This is a genomic window from Bacteroidales bacterium (genome assembly GCA_035299085.1).
Taxonomy (GTDB): Bacteria; Bacteroidota; Bacteroidia; order Bacteroidales; family UBA10428; genus UBA5072.
In genome coordinates, this window is the sequence record DATGXG010000054.1 from 1 (window position 1) to 18,765 (window position 18,765).

14 protein-coding genes are annotated in these 18,765 nt (G+C 42.6%); 7 read left to right on the forward strand and 7 right to left on the reverse strand.

The genetic code is table 11. From position 1 onward, the window contains the following. Positions 1 to 307 precede the first annotated feature (307 nt). Positions 308 to 2,668 carry an ABC transporter permease gene (locus VK179_18480; GenBank protein HLO60744.1) on the reverse strand — a complete coding sequence of 787 codons (2,361 nt, stop codon included), beginning with the start codon at positions 2,666 to 2,668 and terminating at the stop codon, positions 308 to 310. Positions 2,669 to 2,901: 233 nt separating this feature from the next. Between VK179_18480 and VK179_18485 the strand changes: the two genes are divergently transcribed. The 3 genes from VK179_18485 (at position 2,902) to VK179_18495 (ending at position 6,564) form a co-directional block, all read left to right on the forward strand. Next, positions 2,902 to 5,094, forward strand: coding sequence for a S9 family peptidase (locus tag VK179_18485; GenBank protein HLO60745.1), 2,193 nt, complete (start codon positions 2,902 to 2,904; stop codon positions 5,092 to 5,094). Positions 5,095 to 5,230: 136 nt separating this feature from the next. Then, the gene (locus tag VK179_18490; GenBank protein ID HLO60746.1) at positions 5,231 to 5,950 is read left to right on the forward strand and encodes a type 1 glutamine amidotransferase domain-containing protein; all 720 of its coding nucleotides are present in this window, start codon (positions 5,231 to 5,233) and stop codon (positions 5,948 to 5,950) included. 122 nt (positions 5,951 to 6,072) lie between these two features. Beyond that, positions 6,073 to 6,564, forward strand: a complete 492-nt coding sequence (locus VK179_18495) for a hypothetical protein (protein HLO60747.1) — start codon at positions 6,073 to 6,075, stop codon at positions 6,562 to 6,564. 89 nt (positions 6,565 to 6,653) lie between these two features. On the opposite strand, the gene VK179_18500 is transcribed toward VK179_18495, so the two are convergent. Continuing rightward, a complete protein-coding gene (locus tag VK179_18500) occupies positions 6,654 to 7,010 on the reverse strand; it encodes a DUF1801 domain-containing protein (GenBank protein HLO60748.1) in 357 nt (118 codons plus the stop codon). Positions 7,011 to 7,156: 146 nt separating this feature from the next. Between VK179_18500 and VK179_18505 the strand changes: the two genes are divergently transcribed. Continuing rightward, positions 7,157 to 7,579, forward strand: a complete 423-nt coding sequence (locus VK179_18505) for a hypothetical protein (GenBank protein HLO60749.1) — start codon at positions 7,157 to 7,159, stop codon at positions 7,577 to 7,579. Continuing rightward, complete coding sequence (locus VK179_18510; GenBank protein ID HLO60750.1) at positions 7,560 to 9,257, forward strand: T9SS type A sorting domain-containing protein; 1,698 nt, start codon at positions 7,560 to 7,562, stop codon at positions 9,255 to 9,257. Before VK179_18505 ends, VK179_18510 begins: the two co-directional genes overlap by 20 nt. Positions 9,258 to 9,319: 62 nt before the next feature. Here the strand turns inward: VK179_18510 and VK179_18515 are convergent, their stop codons facing one another. From VK179_18515 to VK179_18530, 4 genes are all read right to left on the reverse strand, one after another. Further along, positions 9,320 to 10,204, reverse strand: a complete 885-nt coding sequence (locus VK179_18515; protein ID HLO60751.1) for an NAD(P)-dependent oxidoreductase — start codon at positions 10,202 to 10,204, stop codon at positions 9,320 to 9,322. Between the two features lie 75 nt (positions 10,205 to 10,279). Continuing rightward, positions 10,280 to 11,803 (reverse strand): helicase HerA-like domain-containing protein, encoded by a 1,524-nt coding sequence (locus VK179_18520; protein HLO60752.1) that lies wholly within the window; start codon positions 11,801 to 11,803, stop codon positions 10,280 to 10,282. 282 nt (positions 11,804 to 12,085) lie between these two features. Next, positions 12,086 to 13,507 (reverse strand): adenosylhomocysteinase, encoded by a 1,422-nt coding sequence (gene ahcY / locus VK179_18525; GenBank protein HLO60753.1) that lies wholly within the window; start codon positions 13,505 to 13,507, stop codon positions 12,086 to 12,088. Between the two features lie 16 nt (positions 13,508 to 13,523). After that, complete coding sequence (locus VK179_18530; GenBank protein ID HLO60754.1) at positions 13,524 to 14,480, reverse strand: bifunctional riboflavin kinase/FAD synthetase; 957 nt, start codon at positions 14,478 to 14,480, stop codon at positions 13,524 to 13,526. 179 nt (positions 14,481 to 14,659) lie between these two features. On the opposite strand from VK179_18530, the gene VK179_18535 reads away from it, so the two are divergent. Next, positions 14,660 to 16,681, forward strand: coding sequence for an alpha amylase C-terminal domain-containing protein (locus tag VK179_18535; protein ID HLO60755.1), 2,022 nt, complete (start codon positions 14,660 to 14,662; stop codon positions 16,679 to 16,681). A gap of 98 nt (positions 16,682 to 16,779) precedes the next feature. Here VK179_18535 and VK179_18540 read toward each other — a convergent pair whose 3' ends face one another. Then, positions 16,780 to 17,640, reverse strand: coding sequence for an RNA polymerase sigma factor RpoD/SigA (locus VK179_18540; GenBank protein HLO60756.1), 861 nt, complete (start codon positions 17,638 to 17,640; stop codon positions 16,780 to 16,782). A gap of 179 nt (positions 17,641 to 17,819) precedes the next feature. On the opposite strand from VK179_18540, the gene VK179_18545 reads away from it, so the two are divergent. Then, on the forward strand, positions 17,820 to 18,737 hold the full coding sequence (locus VK179_18545) for a DMT family transporter (protein HLO60757.1): 918 nt from the start codon (positions 17,820 to 17,822) through the stop codon (positions 18,735 to 18,737). Positions 18,738 to 18,765: the final 28 nt, after the last annotated feature.

Here is an 18,765-nt window from a genome sequence, read left to right on the forward strand (position 1 = left end):
CATCGAAACTGAAGTAAGAGCTAAAGAAGCAAAAAGGGTTAAACCGGCTTTTTTCAGGTTGATTTGATTCTGTGTTTTCATTTTTTTTAGTTTTTAAGATTAATCAGGTTGTGACTACCTAATTACATCTTCCGTGCCAAACTACGTAACAAACAAAAATACAGTATTATATAAGAGTTTTCGTCAGAATTACCCTTTGTCAAAACTGTTCAGATCGAATCAGTAGGTGTACGTATACGGACAGTAAAGATTTTCTTTTGATCGGATTTCCTAATACATCTATCATTTCGAGTGAAGCCAGAAACCTCTATTCAAATCGCAGAGCTTCCACAGGGTTTCTGTTTGCCGTTTTCCAGCATATTATACTCACAGTTGCTAAGGAGGCTACAAAAATAAACACTCCGGCCGATATAAAAATCCACCAGTTAATGGCAGTTTTATAGGCAAAGTTTGCAAGCCATTTTTGCATTACAAGATAGGAAACCGGGCAGGCAAATACGAAGGCAAGTATAATCCGTCGGGTATAATCATGGTTCAATAAAATAATAATCTCAACAACGGAGGCTCCGTTGATTTTGCGAATTCCGATTTCTTTTACACGGCGTAGGATTACAAAGGTAGTAAGTGCAACCAGACCCATGAATGATAGAAAAATGGCAATGAAGGTAGTTATATACAATAGCTGGCTCATCTTTACCTCCTGAGTATACATGATATTGAATCTATCATCAACAAATTCGTAATCCAGATTATATAAAGGGTCCACTGATTTGATGGTTTGATTAATATTGTCAAGCCCATCCTGTATATGGAATGATTTCACCCGCACAAATAGAGTTCCACGTTTCAAATCATTTAGTGTAATTATCAATGGATCAATTGTGTTGTGCAGTGAAGCGAAGTTAAAATCCCTAACCACACCAATTATGCGTCCGGAATCATTCATTATCAGAGGCTTATCAATTGGACTATCTGTAAAACCTAATGCTTTTGCCGCAGTTTCGTTAATTATAAAATTTTTTCTATCAGTCGCCAATGTATCATTGAAATCACGGCCTTCAATTATATTCAGTCTGAAGGTTTTCACAAAACCAGCGGTTGTACGGGTATGGTTTACAAGAATAAAGTTGTCGGGATTTTCTCCCGGTCTTCCTGCATATTGACCGCTCATATTCGAAACTGAAATGTCCTGAGCCAGACAGACATCCTCAATTCCGCTGTACTTAAGTAATTTTTGTCTGATGGTTTCGTATTTTGCATAAACACTTTTATCCAGACTTTTAACAGCAATTACGTTTTCCTTATCAAATCCAAGGTTTTTATGTTTAATGAAATCCATTTGCTTATAAAATACCATCACACAACAAACCATAAAAATCACAATAGCAAATTGTGATAGTAAAAGTCCCTTAATAAAAGTGCCCTTTCGGCCTGATTTTGTCACGGTGCCTTTTAATATCCGGAATACGCTTATGTAAGACAGATGTAATGCGGGGAAAATTCCTGAGATTATGCCTACAAATAAAGTGATTGAGATGATAAATAATAGGATCGTTGGATTGAATAATTCTTTCAAGGGAATATTTTTAACAGTAAAGTCATTCACAAAATGCCATGTATAAACACTACATGCCAATGATAATGCCAATGAAATCAAGGCTATCATTATTGTCTCATTAATAAACAGCATGATCAAATCTTTCCTTATGGCTCCTGTTAACTTCCTGATGCCGACTTCACGGAGTCGTGTCTCTGCACTGACTGTGACCAGGTTAATAAAATTGAGGATGGCTATTATCATTATGAAACCGATTAAACCGCTAGCCAACCATATATTATAAAGACTTCCATGTTGCACATCCCAAACAACTTCCTCAGAATGAAGTCTTATTCGGTCCAGCGGCTGAGCCACACCTTCATAATGAGTATTTTCATCGCCGCTACTCCTGAAACCTGACATGAAGGATGCGTACATTTTTGAAATTTTGCCCAGTGCCTGCCTTGTGTCGGTTTTATCATGAAGCAGTACATAAGTATAAAACTCGCACCCGGAATTCTGAACCAGGTTTTCAAGAAAGGGGTCATGAAAGCCTGTTAATATGGTAAACTGTAAATGAGAGTTTTGCGGGATATCTTCAAGTATTCCACCAACAGTAAATTCTTTATCTCTGATTCTTACAGTTTTTCCCAGTGCATTATCATTGCCAAAGACTTTAATTGAAAATGTGCGGCTAAGGATTATGCTATTCGGATCCTTTAAAACATCAGGAGTACCTACAATTAATTTGAATGAAAAAACATCAAAGAAAGTAGAATCAGCATATATTATGTGATTATTTACAAGTCGGTTTTCATTATATTCGAGATCAACTGTCTCCAAGCCGTAGATTCGGAGACATTTTTCAACCTCAGGTACAGCATCAATTATTGCAGGCAATTGTCCCTGACAGATTCCGACTATATTGGATTTCTTTCCCTTTTCTGTAGATTTTGTCAGAATTCTATATATACGGCTATGCTTTGCATGAAACCTGTCAAAACTTTTTTCATTGTCTATATAAACCGTAAGATGGATAATAAGGGTAAGGCCAATAACCAAACCGGCAATATTTACACAAGTAATCAGTTTGTTCCTTGCCAGGTTCCTGAAAGCCTCACGAATATACATTGTCAAGGTGAAATAAGTGGTTTTGAAATAAAATCAAAAGATATGCCATTTTATTATTTTGAACAAAATCAGAGGGTTATGCAATTCTTATAGATCTGATTTTGTCAAAAAAATAACATGTCTGTCAAAAAACAGGACGAGGCGGCGATACCAATAACCTAATAAAAATTTATATAATACGAGTTACTTTGATACTTAAACCTTTATCTTTAGCTGTCATTATTCAGATAATTATGAAAAACTTCAATTTTTTAAAGACATTCCTTATTCTTATTGCGATTGTTGTATCCTCTGCAGCAATTGCTCAAAAGTGGTCACAGGACGGTAATGCGTATTATATTGAAGATGAAAATTCAATCATGAAGTATTCTTTGCCCCAGGATAAGCCTGATACGTTGGTTTCTGCAAGAATACTTACACCGGCAGGTAAGAAAACGATGCGCATCCAGTCCTTTTCAGTTACTCCCGACGGCAATAGGGTATTGATTTTTACCAATGCAAAAAAGGTATGGCGACTCAGAACAAAAGGCGATTATTTTATTTATGATGTGACAAGCCGAACCTTAAGCCAAATCGGAAAATCGCTTCCTCCTTCATCACTGATGTTTGCCAAGATTTCACCAAATGGCCAATACGCCGCCTATGTCAGCAACAACAATATTTATGTTGAAGATTTAAAAACATCTCAAATCAGACCTCTTACAACCGATGGAACCACTACCTTGATTAACGGCACATTCGACTGGGTGTATGAGGAAGAATTCTTTTGCCGCGATGGTTTCAGGTGGAGTCCGGATAGTAAAAAGATTGCTTACTGGCAGCTCGATGCCAGCAAGATTGGTAAATTTTTAATGATCAATAATACCGATTCCATTCATCCCCGTGTGATTCCGATTGAGTATCCCCTGGCCGGTGAAAAGCCATCTTATTGCAGGGTGGGTGTCGCGAATATCGACGATGCAAAAACCACATGGATCGATATTCCCGGGGAACCGGATAACAATTACATTGTGAGGATGGATTTTATCCCCTGGTCGCAGCAACTCCTGATTCATCAGCTTAACCGCAAACAGAATGAGGGAAAGCTTTATATCAGCGATCCGGTTACCGGAAGCAGCCGGGTTGTTTTTGAGGAATCTGATCCCGCCTTCCTGGAGTCTTATTTTGATAACTCAGGTGATGCTTACGAGGTTGATTTCATCCTTGATTTTAAGTGGATGCCAAGCCGGAAGAGCATTGTATGGGCTTCCGAAAAAGAAGGATGGGAGCAGCTTTATGAGATTTCCCTGGATGGTAAACCGGAAAGAAAGATTACAACAGGTAATTTCGATGTGATCGAGCTGAAGCGCATTGATGAAATGAATGGTTATATATACTTTACCGCTTCACCCGAAAATGCAACCCGGAAATATCTTTACAGGCTGAGAATCGACGGGAAAAGCAAATTGCAGCCGCTGAGTCCCGGATCACTTAAAGGAACCCATGACTATGTGATTTCTCCGGGCGGGAAATATGCATTTCACAGTTTCTCCAATCACAATACCCGTTCATCCGAAGAACTGATATCTCTTTCAAACGGGAAAACACTGAATCATAAGAAGGGAATTGCTGAAATGCAGGATTCCCTGAGGGTGAAATCAAACATGGAATTCTTTCAGATTACTACGGCTGACAGTGTTACAATGGACGGATGGATGGTTAAGCCTGATAATTTTGATCCGTCAAAAAAGTACCCGGTTGTATTTCTTGTCTATACCGAACCGGCAAGTGCAACGGTTACCGATGAATACGGAACTGGATATAACTACCTGTATGCCGGCAACATGGCAAAAGACGGGTATATCTACATGTCGATCGATAACAGGGGAACCCCGGCTCCTAAGGGACGTGAATGGAGGAAATCAATTTACAGGAAAGTGGGGGTCATTAACATACATGACCAGGCAATGGCTGCTAAGGAAATACTGAAATGGAATTTCGTGGATCCCGACAGGATTGCCGTGTGGGGATGGAGTGGAGGCGGTGGAGCCACACTGAACCTGTTGTTTCAGTTTCCTGAAATATATAAGACAGGTATTGCCATCGCATCGGTCACCAATGAACTTACCTATGACAATATATATACTGAACGGTATTCGGGCCTGCCTGAAGAAAGCATGGAAGATTATGTAAAGGGATCACCGCTTACTTATGCGAAGAATCTGAAAGGCAATCTCCTGATTATTCATGGAACCGGTGACGACAATGTGCACTATCAGAATGCGGAACTCCTCCTGAATGAACTGATTAAATACAACAAGAAATTCCAGTTCATGCCGTACCCCAACCGTACTCATGGCATTTCCGAAGGAGAAGGGACTTTCACGCACCTGCGGACCACGTACACTGACTTTTTGAAGAAGAACTGTCCTCCGGGTCCCCGGTAGTCATTTCCCGAGTAGGCGATGACCTGACAGAGTCCGGACTGTCAGAGTGTGAGCAGGACAAAATGATTTGTTAAAAATTTAACCCTATACAGAAGCTCTTTGTTATAACGGATAATAGAAACTAAAGTCCGTTATCATGAAAAGAAAGATTCTGTTTGTTTTGACGAGTCACGGAATTAAAGGATATACCGGTAAACCTACCGGTTACTATATGAGCGAGGTTACTCATCCGTGGAAAGTGCTGAGGAAAGCCGGGTATGAAATCGATTTTGTAAGTCCGAAAGGCGGCAACCCGCCAATTGATGGGTTTAACCTTGAGGATCCGGTGAATAAGGAATTTTGGGAGGACAAGGTATATCGTAAAAAAATAGAAAACACCATGCGGCCTGACCAGGTTAAAGCCGATGATTACGTGGCGGTTTTCTACGCCGGTGGCCATGGTACAATGTGGGATTTTCCGGATAATGAGGGGTTGGCCGATATTACCCGCAGGATATATGAAAAAGGCGGGGTTGTAAGTGCTGTTTGTCATGGCCCATCCGGATTTGTCAATTTAAAATTGAATGATGGCAGTTATTTGATCCAGGGGAAAAAGGTCAATTCGTATACAAACGAAGAAGAAATAGCATCGCAACTGGATAAAGCTGTTCCCTTTCTTTTGGAAACCAAGCTTATCCAGCGTGGTGCAAGATTTGAAAAGTCAGGTCCGAAACAACCGCATGTTGCTAAAGATGAAAGGTTGATCACCGGACAAAATCCTGCTTCCGCACGCGGAGTGGGAGAGGCACTGGTTGAAGAACTTAGGAAGCTTGAGCATCAGAAACAGCCGGAGGAACAAAGATCGGGCTACCATTAAAGTGATACTGGATGCTGGATACTGGATGCTGGATGCGTCCCTATGGTCCCTATCGTCTCTGAAACACCGAACATCGAACACCGATTTTAGATTTAAGAAGATTTGATAGGATAACAGACTAAATGAATAACTACGAGCGATTAATCAAACTGGCGGAGGATGTATTTTCCTTCAGAAGCGATCCGGAGCAATTAAATGTCAATCCGGAGATTATGGATCGATTGAGGAAAATACATCCTTCCACCATGATGGAATACAACAATGGCAAGGGACCTGGTGCCTGGATATTGGTTATACCGACAACCACTGACTTAATGGAGAAGTTTATAAACGGAGAGATCAATGAAAAACAGCTTTTTGATCTTACTCCGATTGGAATTAAATACGATTCACTTTATTTATGTTCCGCCCTTGTTCTTGAGGAATACAGGCATAAGGGAATTACAACCCGGTTTGTAATCAGCGCTCTGAACGAAATGCAGAAAGAGCACCCAATAAAATCATTGTTTGTATGGCCTTTTACTGAAGGAGGAGATGCAACCGCCCGCAAAATTTCAGAATTAACCGGCTTGCCTTTGTATGAAAGAAGGAGAACGCATAATCCTCCCGTTTAATTGAAAAACGCCGGCCTGAAGGCATCAAATCAATTTGCGAGTGATGATTTGAACCCTGTTCAGGCCAGGAATTGAAAGTTTTGGAAATGCTATTTCTTCTTCATCCTCCCCATTTCCTCCTCAATCCTGAACTTGACAATTCGGGTGATCAGGTCAAGTGGCAGGGGTTTATCGAGCGGAAACTGAACAGTGCCTTTTGATACTTTGTATTCGGAGAATTCATTCTTAAAAGCTTCGATACCCGATGCCCCGGGGAAGAAACTGGTGTGGCTTTTAAATCCCCCGAAGTGAACAAGGTTTCTGCCGTTTAATTTAAAAGTGGGGATTCCGTAAGTGATGGTTTCCTGTGCATCCGGAACCAGTTGACGGATATGGTTCCTGTATTCATTCAATACATTTTGAATCTGCGGGGGAAATTCCGATATATACTTTTCAACTGCATCCATGATGAAATTCTTTTTCCTAAAATTAGCAACAAACATTCATTTATTTGAACAACCTCGGTATCGTATTTTGTGAAAAATTTGTATTTTAGGCAGTTCGGTAACCTAAAACCCTGACTATTTCAACCCATCCTAACACAAGAACCCGGGTGCACATCCTTCCGTGTTTTATTGCCCTGACAGTGGGTACTTTCATCTATTTATTTTTCCGAAGCAGTCCGCCATCTTTCACACAATGGCCGGTTTTCAGTTTTTTCCATAAATGGTCTCCTTACAAGCCGCATTACATACCATCATGGCTTATTGGTTCATTACCCGATTTTCTATGGTCTTTTGGTTATTCAGTAATTATTACGGGCCTCTGGTCGAAACACCACGGGAAAACCAGATACCTGTGGCTCGCCAGCGTACCTCTTCTTGTTTTGGGATTTGAAGTGCTGCAGTTTTTTTCAGTTCTTCCCGGTACCTACTCAAATGCTGACCTTTTTTCAGGTTTTGCAGGAATGGTAAGCGGATTCTTCATTGGCATCAAACCTTATAAATCCAAATATCATGAAAAAACGATTACTTAATTCAACGACGGGATTGTCTGTATTTTCAACTGCAATTTTGATATTTTTTATCCTAATTGCTTACGCCTCACTTGACTATACGGTAGTAACAGACCTTGGTAATGGCGTTGTCCAGGAGGATTTAAATAATATTCGCTCCAATATTAAAAGAACAACTACAGGTAAACGAGATGAATATGGAAGGTGGAAAGGCCTTATCACCATTCAGTATATTTACAGTACCGGTTCGTATACCGAAGAAGCCTATATGGTTAATGGCAAGCGACAGGGTTTGAGCACCCTCCATTATAATGACGGCTCAACACGAACGGATTATTATGTGAATGATGTGAAAATTTCACTGGAGAAGTCTGCATCAAAAGTTGATCCTGCGAATCCTTTTGAGATCATGACGAGTAAATATCCATGGTATCAATTCTCCCTGAATGCCGCAGGATTTAATGATTTGTACATTCAGGCCTATCTTCTTACACTACAAGGGCAGTTAGACGATAAAACCTGGGATATAAACAATTTTGACAGTCAGTTTGACACGTATTACCAGGCCGCTATTGATTCATTGAGTAAAACAACCTATGATACCATCATACTGGCCATAAACAAATATGCTCCTGTCAGGGGCATTGATGAAATGAAAAACGCCGATTTCCGCATGGCGGCCATCGATCATTACAGGAAAAACCAACCTACTTACCAGGTGATTGAATCAGGTTATGGTCATTACCTTGCAAAAATCAACAATGACGGATACTCAAATGCTGATTTTGAGCAATTCTGTAATGATTTCGATGACAGCCTGGCTACCCAAGGAATGCTGAATGTGAACGGGACCCTGTTTACCGATAGTGCGGATGAACAGATGTATTTCGTACTTGCCCCAAATATTAAATCTGCAGCTGATAATTTTAAAAATTTACAGGAGCGTCAAATTGCTCTTTCTACATCTAAAACCACTACTGATATGCGTCCGTTTATCAGCCAGTTGTCGTTTCAGGCTAATAACCCTACAGGTCAGGTAGTGACTGATGTGTATAGTTACTTTCTTAAAGGCGACATGACCAAAAACATATTGAAAGAGACGCTGCGTTTGAATATGGGCGTCAGTTCACTGGCTTCCGTTGGAATTGCTTTAGATACAATACATTCAACCAGTGCGGAATTCACAGGATATATATTTTCGAACGGGGGATCGGATATAACCAGCCGGGGAATTGTATGGAGCTCATCGTATAACCCCGATCTTACGGATAACCAAATTGTTTTTCAGACTTCTCCTGATGTGTTTTCACTTACCATCAGCGGTTTAACTGAAGGAGATACCTATTTTGCCCGAACCTTCGCCACCAATTCAACGGGAACTGTTTACAGCGATTGCATTCAGTTTGTGCCGATAACCATTGTGAGCAGGCAGCAAACAGAAAAACCGGTAATGACAGTTTATCCGAACCCGAATTCCGGATCAGCAATTTTCAGTGTCTGGATTGAAATGCCCGGGAATCTTTCTTTGAATATATATGATATGAAGGGGCAGCTTGTAATGACCAGAAATCTAGGAATTTTACCCCAAGGACAAAACAAGGTGGGGGTAGATTTTCATGGAATACCTGATGGAGTATACAATTGTATATTGAAGGATGGTTTTGGCGAATACAGGAACAGGATCGTAATTGAGAGATAGGATAATTATCGGGTTACCGCGGAGCAAAAATACTTTATGCTGCTCCGTGGTTACCTTTCCTGTTAATTCATACCTGCCATATGTTCAAGTGCCAGCATCAGTGCCTGGGTGCCTTTCTCATCATAACCCAATGCGGTAACCGACTGGTAAAGCTGCTGCACCAGGGCCAGTCCGGGCAGCGATAAGTTCATTCTGCGGGCTTCCTCCAGGGCGATGCCCATATCTTTAATGAAATGCCTTACAAAGAATCCGGGTTCAAAATCCCTGCGGAGTATGCGTGGGGCGAGGTTATCAAGAGACCAGCATGCCGCAGCGCCACCTGATATGGATGACAACATGGTGGGCAGGTCAAGTCCCGCTTTATACCCGTAAAGCAGACTTTCACACATTCCGATCATGGTTCCGGCAATCTGGATCTGGTTACACATTTTTGTATGCTGTCCCGATCCTGCCTTGCCTTGGTATACAATTTTCTTACCCATGATATCGAAGAATGGTTTAAGCGACCCGAAAACCTTTTCATCACCTCCAACCATGATCGAAAGAGTGGCATTTCGTGCGCCCACATCACCGCCCGAAACAGGTGCATCAAGGGTGTAAACGCCCTTTGATATTGCGTTGTGATAAATTTCTTCTGCCAGGGAAGGACTGGTGGTTGTCATGTCAACCAGTATGGCGCCCGGCTTTGCTGAATCAATCAAAGCACCGGCAGAAAGGTAAACATCGTGTACATCGGCAGGAAAGCCCACCATAGTGAAAACGATATCCGATTTTGAAGCAACTTCACCCGGAGACTCACACCATACGGCACCTCTTGCAACCAGGTCAGATGCTTTGCTTTTAGTGCGGGTATACACATTACCCTTATATCCTTTGTCAAGTATATGACCAAACATCGACCGGCCCATAACGCCAGTGCCAATCCAGCCGATTACCTCGGTATTCATTGTTTATTGTTTGATGTTTGATGTTTGATGTTTGGGGTTTCAAATAACCTCAAACCTTAAACCTCAAACGATGATTTACCTGCGTTTTTTAGCCATAGCCGTAACCGCACCGGTTAACAGGGTTCCCAGAAGCCCGCGGACGAGTTTTCGGCCGATTTCGTTGCCCACCTGGCGGGTTATGGTTCTGCCCATTGTTTTGGCCAGGTCGCCCATCATGCCGCCACCTGATGATTTATTGGCAGCCTGTTTCAGTTTTTCTTCCTTGGCCTTCTGAATCAGCTCTTCCTGTTCCCGTTTTTCTTCCTCTTCCTTCTCGAATTTCTTTTGAAGTACTTCATAAGCAGATTCCCTGTCGATCTGCTTCTCATAAACTCCGTTAATAACTGAGTTTTTAATGATATCCGCCCTTTCTGCAGGTGTTATCGGCCCTATTTGTCCCTGCGGAGGTACTATCTTAGCCATTTCAACCATGGCGGGAATACCTTTTTCATCGAGCAGTGAAACAAGAGCAACACCCACACCAAGCTCGGTAATTACCTGTTCAACTTTAAATTGGGGATTTGGCCTGAACGTTTCAGCTGCAGATCTTACAGCCTTTTGGTCCTTCGGAGTAAAAGCCCTGAGGGCATGCTGAACCCTGTTTCCCAGCTGCCCGAGTACTGTATCGGGAATATCAACCGGATTCTGTGTTACGAAATAAACACCGACCCCTTTTGACCGTACAAGACGGACAACCTGTTCAATTTTATCGAGCAGTACTTTTGGTGCATCATTGAAAAGCAGGTGGGCTTCATCAAAGAAGAACACAAGCTTGGGCTTATCGAGGTCCCCCACTTCAGGCATCTTTTCGAAAAGTTCCGAAAGCAGCCAGAGCAAAAAGGTTGAATATAATCCGGGAGTAAGCATCAGTTTGTCGGCCACTATGATGTTCATCACACCTTTGCCTTTGCTGTCGGTTTGAATGAAATCCATAATGTCAAGGGCCGGTTCGCCGAAGAACTTCTCAGCACCCTGTTCCTCGAGTGTCAGCAGCCCGCGCTGAATGGTACCGATGCTGGCTGAAGAAATATTGCCATATTCATTAGTGTATTCGTCGCGGTGTTCGCCGACAAATTCAAGCATTTTGCGCAGGTCTTTCAAATCCAGAAGCAGCAAATCATTGTCGTCAGCTATTTTGAAAACCAGGGTGAGAACGCCAGATTGCACATCGTTGAGGTTAAGAAGGCGGCTGAGGAGAAGGGGACCCATTTCAGAAATGGTTGTCCTGAGGGGATGACCCTGTTCGCCGAAAATATCCCAGAAGCAAACCGGGAAACCCATGGGTACATGATTGGTGAGTCCAAGTTCCTTTACCCTGTCGGTCACTTTTTTATTTTCGCCGGAGGAAGCTTTTGATATACCGGATAAATCGCCTTTTATATCCGACATGACAACAGGAACTCCGATACTGCTGAATGTTTCAGCCATTGTTTGCAGGGTAACCGTTTTACCGGTACCTGTGGCTCCGGCAATCAGTCCGTGACGGTTGGACATTTTGGGGATCAGTAACAAATCCTTGTCTGATTTGGCAATGAGCAGGTTTCCGTTCGGGTCAATCATTGTGGTTAGTTTTTTGTAAAAGTAGTAAAAAAGAGGCCACCGTCATTGCGAGGAGCCTGAAAGATCATTGATTATAGTTATATACTATCGCGACGAAGCAATCTGCCCGAACAGGAAGGGCTTCGCCAGGAGCATTAAAAAAGCCCGTCGTATTTGAACGGGCTTTTCTTTATGCATTTCTCTTTGTAAGGCTCTGCCTGTGCGGGCAGATTGCTTCGTCGACATTGCATTATGCTATAATCAAGAATTATGTACGCTCCTCGCAATGACGATCGCTGTTTCCTAATACCTGTAATGCTCCGGTTTATAAGGGCCGTCAGGTGAAACACCGATGTAGTCGGCCTGTTGTTTGGTAAGTGTGGTGAGCTTAACGCCAAGCTGTTCAAGGTGCAGGCGTGCAACCTCTTCGTCGAGTTTCTTAGAAAGGCGATAAACACCGACAGCATAATTGTTAGCCCAAAGGTCGAGCTGTGCCAGTGTCTGGTTTGAGAACGAGTTGCTCATCACAAATGAGGGATGGCCTGTTGCACATCCCAGGTTTACCAGTCGGCCTTCAGCCAGCAGGAAGATTGAATTGCCTTTCGGGAAGGTATATTTATCAACCTGTGGTTTAATATTAGTTCGTTGAATGCCCGGGTAATTTACCAGTTTATCCACCTGTATCTCATTATCAAAGTGACCGATGTTGCACACAATGGCCTGGTCTTTCATCTGAAGCATATGCTCAATGGTTATCACGTCGCGGTTACCGGTTGTTGTAACAAAGATATTTCCTTCCCTGACCGCTTCTTCCATGGTGGTGATTTCGAAACCTTCCATAGCAGCCTGGAGTGCGCAGATCGGGTCGATTTCAGTTACAAGAACACGGGCGCCATAGGCACGCATCGAGCGGGCGCAACCCTTTCCGACATCGCCGTAGCCAAGCACAACAACCACTTTCCCGGCAATCATCACATCGGTTGCCCTTTTGATACCGTCAGCAAGTGATTCACGGCAACCATACAGGTTGTCAAACTTGCTCTTGGTGACCGAGTCGTTTACATTTATTGCAGGCACGAGCAGTTCACCTCTTTCCATCATCTGGTAAAGCCTGTGAACACCGGTTGTAGTTTCTTCAGATACCCCTTTCCACGATTTAACAAAACGGTGCCATTTACCGTGATCTTCCTGCAGAGTTTTCTTTAAAAGTTGAAGAATTACGCCTTCTTCATGGCTTTCAGGTTTCTTATCAAGAACCGAGGCGTCTTTCTCAGCTTTATAACCAAGGTGGATCAGAAGGGTGGCATCACCACCGTCATCCACAATGAGGTTCGGACCTTCCCCGCCGGGGAATGTAAGGGCCTGTTCAGTGCACCACCAGTATTCTTCGAGTGTTTCGCCCTTCCAGGCAAAAACCGGAATTCCGGCTTTGGCTATTGCAGCGGCAGCATGATCCTGGGTTGAAAAAATGTTGCAACTGGCCCAGCGCACATCGGCACCGAGTTCTTTGAGAGTTTCAATGAGAACGGCCGTCTGTATGGTCATGTGCAGTGAACCGGATACGCGTGCACCTTTTAACGGTTTCCGGGAGGCATATTTTTTCCTGATAGCCATCAGACCTGGCATTTCCTTTTCTGCAATTTCAATTTCCTTACGGCCAAAATCGGCCAATCCAAGGTCATGCACCTTATAGGGAAGTGTTTCGGACATCGTTTCTGTTTTCATGGATAATATGAATAAATTAAATTAAAGATTCTTTATTTCTATATTGTTCAAGTACGTTGATTGCCTGTATTTGATCAGATGCCATTTCTTGTGTCAGCTCTGCCATGTTCCTGAATTTCCTTTCAGTTCTGAGCCATTTCAGAAAGGCAATCTTAATTGTTTTGCCATATATATCTTCTTCAAATCCGAATATATTAGCTTCAACCAGCCTGTCATGCTTCACAAGGGTGAGTGTCGGACGGACACCTACGTTAACCATTCCGTCAAACACCCTTTCTCCCATACGCACCAATACAGCATAAACGCCATTTCGGGGAAGAAGTTTCAGTGATTCCTCAACCTGCAGATTTGCTGTAGGATAGCCAAGTGTGCGCCCGATTTTATTTCCTTCCACAACCCTGCCTGTAAGGAAATAAGGGTAACCGAGAATCCGGTTAGCCTCACTGATCTTACCTTCATCAATCATTTTCCTGATAGCGGAGGAACTCACCGGCATGTCATCTATGATCACCTGGTTGAGTCTTTCCGCTTTTATACCGTGCTGTTGTGCACTTTTCTGCAGATTTTCAAATGTACCTTTCCGGTCCTTCCCGAAATGGTGATTAAAACCTACCACAACATGTTTTGCGCCTGCATGACCTATAATATATTCTGAAAAAAAGCGGTCGTATGTGATATCCGCCAATCGTCTGTCAAAAGGAAGTATAACAAGATTATCGACGCCATGTTTCCGGATCATCTCAATCTTTTCATCCAATGACGCGAGTAAACGCAATTCCTTATTTTCAGGTTGAAGAACAAATCGGGGATGTGGCCAAAGAGTAAATACAACCGATTCGCCCTTATATTCTTCAGCAAGTTGCTTCAGACGGTTCAGTATCTGAAGATGACCGAGATGAACGCCGTCAAATATACCAATGGTTACAACTGTATTGGATTTCCTGAAGGAGGATATGTCATTGATAATCTTCAACCTCTAATGCAAATAAAGCGGTGCAAAGTTAACACTTATCTTAAAAAAGTCATTGAAATATCCGACCTTTGGTCTCCTGATACCCGACACAGGTCAAATTTTCATAATGGTTGACGTGATTTCATTTCAAATCAGTTATTAATTCATAATTTTAATAGGAAAAGTCTGCCCGCACATTTATGATACAAAGTGAACCTCATATAGTTAAGAACGACCCGTGGCTGGCACCCTACAGTGAGATCATTTACCGTCGGTCGCTGAAAGCCCAGCAAAAAGAATCTGAACTCACGGGTGAAATAAAATCGCTTTCCGATTTTGCAACAGGGTATCTTTATTTCGGACTTCATCAGACGTTCAACGGCTGGATATTCAGGGAATGGGCTCCGAATGCCACGGATATGTATCTTATTGGTGAATTCAACAATTGGAAGGAAATTCCGGAGTACAGGATGCATGCGGTTGATAATGGTGTCTGGGAAATCGAGCTTCATTCCGGTGCCATGAAACACGGTGATTTGTTCAAGATTTCACTTTACTGGAACGGCGGTCATGGTTTAAGAATTCCATCCTATGTGAAGCGGGTGGTTCAGGATGAGAATACAAAATTGTTCAATGCACAGGTTTGGGACAACCTTGAGCCCTATGCATGGAAAAACCCGAATGTTGATGCTGCGGGACGCCCGCCTCTTATTTATGAGGCTCATGTAGGTATGAGCACCATGGAGGAACGGACTGGTACGTATAATGAATTCCGTGAACTTGTTTTACCCCGAATAAAAAAGGCCGGTTATAATACTGTTCAGTTGATGGCCATCCAGGAACATCCTTATTACGGCTCTTTCGGCTATCATGTATCCAATTTTTTTGCTGCTTCCTCACGTTTCGGTACGCCCGAAGATCTCAAGAGCCTTATAGATGAAGCCCATGGAATGGGTTTGGCCGTTATCATGGATATTGTTCATTCCCATTCGGTTAAAAATGAACTTGAAGGACTCGGACGTTTTGATGGGACGCCTTACCAATATTTTCATGATGGCGCACGCCGGGAACATGTTGCCTGGGACTCCCTTTGTTTTGACTACGGCAAGAATGAAGTGGTTCATTTCCTGTTATCCAATTGCAAATTCTGGCTTGATGAATACCGGTTTGACGGTTTCCGGTTTGACGGGGTTACCAGTATGCTGTATTATGATCACGGGCTTTCAAGGAATTTCACCAATTACGGCATGTACTATGACGGCATGGAGGATGAAGATGCCATTATTTACCTTTCTTTGGCCACAAAGCTTATTAAGCAGGTTAACCCCCAAGCCATTACGATTGCAGAAGAAATGAGCGGAATGCCGGGACTTGCATCAACCCACGAAAACGGCGGGTACGGTTTTGATTTCAGGATGGCCATGGGCGTTCCCGATTACTGGATTAAAATCATCAAGGAGATGCCTGATGAACAATGGAATGTATCTGCTCTTTACCATGAGCTAACCAGCAAACGGGCGGATGAAAAAACAATATCCTATGCTGAATCGCATGACCAGGCGCTCGTGGGCGACAAAACCATCATTTTCAGGCTGATGGATAAAGAGATGTATTTTTCGATGAGCAAGCTGATGCCTAATATCATTGTCGATCGCGGGATTGCCCTTCATAAAATGATCAGGCTGGTAACAGCAGCCACTGGCGGCGGCGGATATCTCAACTTTATGGGAAATGAATTCGGGCACCCCGAATGGATTGACTTTCCGCGTGAGGGTAACAACTGGTCTTTTAAATATGCGCGCCGGCAATGGAACCTGGTGGATGATAACCTGCTGAAGTATCATTTCCTGGGCGATTTCGACAGGGATATGATTCATCTTATAAGTGACAGTAATTTGTATACTCACCCGTATTGCAGGCTCCTTGCGGATAACCAGGCCGACCAGGTACTGGCCTTTGAAAGGGGAGAATTCGTATTTGTGTTTAATTTCAGCCCCGACCGCTCTTACACCGACTACGGAATACGCACCGATCCGGGAAAATACAGGATCGTACTGAATACCGATAACCCTTTATATGGCGGAAACGGCAATGTGGATGAAAGCCTAAGGTATATGGCAAGGGGAGAACTCAGGCCGGATGCACCGTGTTACCTGCTGTTGTATTTACCTTCTCGTAGTGCGATTGTGTTTAAGAAAAGCAAAACACCGAGGGTGTATTGAACGGCCGGGAGTGAAGAATAAAAAATACCTTGTACCCCGGATAAAAAAAACCCGGACAAATGCCCGGGTTGGTTTCTGATACATGAAAGTCTTATTTACTAGCCCAGATAGGTCTTTAACAATCTGTTTTTCGATTTCTGCCTCAGATGCTTAATGGCCTTTTCCTTGATCTGGCGGGTTCTTTCGCGTGAAATACCGATTGTTGCGCCGATTTCCTCAAGCGACATCGGTTTGGTGCCGATTCCATAAAAGGCCCTGATCACACTGCTTTCTTTATCAGGCAGAGTGCTGAGCGTTCTTTCAATTTCTTTTGCCAGCGATTCCTCAATTAACTTATTATCAGTTGTAGGAGTGTCGTGGCTGGGAAGTACATCAAGCAGACTATTCTCTTCCCCATCCGAGAAAGGAGCATCCACTGAGAGATGCCTTCCTGAGAGTTCAAGTGTACCGGCTACTTTGCCTTCCGGTAATTCGAGAATAGCTGCTACTTCTTCAGGGGACGGTTCACGTTCATGAGTTTGCTCCAGTTGTGAAAACGCCCTGTTTATTTTATTCAATGCACCTATCTTGTTCAAAGGAAGTCTTACAATACGTGATTGCTCGGCCAAAGCCTGCAATATGCACTGTCTGATCCACCATACTGCATATGAAATGAATTTGAAACCTTTGGTTTCATCAAATTTCTTGGCAGCTTTAATCAAACCCAGGTTTCCTTCATTAATTAAATCAGGTAAGCTTAATCCCTGATGCTGATATTGTTTTGCAACTGAAACAACGAAACGGAGGTTCGCTTTTGTGAGTTTTTCAAGAGCCTCCTGGTCGCCCATCTTAATCCGTTTCGCCAACTCTACTTCTTCTTCGGGAGTAATTAATTCTTCTTTGCCAATATCATGCAAATATTTTTCTAATGAGTCACTGTTACGGTTTGTTATAGATTTGGTTATCTTTAATTGCCTCATGTTTGGTATAATTATTAAGAAGTAACGTTTAATCAATACAAATAAACAATAAAAAGACCTTTTTGTTGCAAGCTTATTTCTTAAAAAAAGCTAAATATGAATAAATTATTAAGGCCCTGTAAATTAGTTCATTTTTGCCTCTTATGCAAATTTTATTTAATCTAAATTGATCAAAAAATATGCCAACAGAATTCCGTAGTCGCATCACCTCCTACCTGCCTGTTATCGCCGCCATGCTCTTTTGGAGTTTCAGCTTTATCTGGTACAAGCAGGTGTTTGTTTACTACGGACCGGTTACCCTTATAGTATTCCGGCTTACCCTTGCGATCCCGTTCCTTTTTCTTATATCATTATCTTTTAAGCGTTTGCAGAAAATTGAAAAAGGTCACCTGCGTTATTTCCTGGGCTTGGCCTTGTTTGAGCCGTTTCTTTACTTTATCGGGGAATGTTACGGGGTAAATCGTATTTCGCCGACTCTTGCATCCATCATTATTTCCTTAATTCCGCTTGTAGCTCCAATACCTGCCTGGTATATTTTCAGGGAAAGGTTCACATTTACCAATTTCATAGGATTATTCATTTCAATGGCAGGGGTCGTCATGGTAATTGCCGGCGAACAGAACGGGAATAATGCTCTGAGCGGGGTACTCTTAATGTTCCTGGCCGTCATATCCGCAGTCTGCCATTCTGTCTTTGTCAGGAAACTTACTGACAAATACAATACATTTACAATAGTTACCTATCAGAGCACGCTAGGACTTCTTTATTTTCTTCCCTTGTTTTATTTTCTCGGATTCAGGGAGTTCATCAGCATGAAACATACTTTCACGATGGTTCTTCCCGTTATTAAGCTGGCCATTTTCGCTTCGTCGTTTGCCTTTTTGTTATTTGTTTATTCGATCCAGCATTTAGGAATGGCCCGTACCAATGTTTTTGTAAATCTTATCCCGGTTTTCACGGCAGTTCTTTCCTTTATCATTCTGAAAGAGAGTTTCACAGGCCTTAAGGTGGCCGGAATTGTTATTGTGATAGCCGGATTGATATTCAGCCAGTTAAACCGACAGGTGAGAATGCTGGCAAAGACAAAAAGAACATAATATATTTGTTCCATGAAAATATTGACAA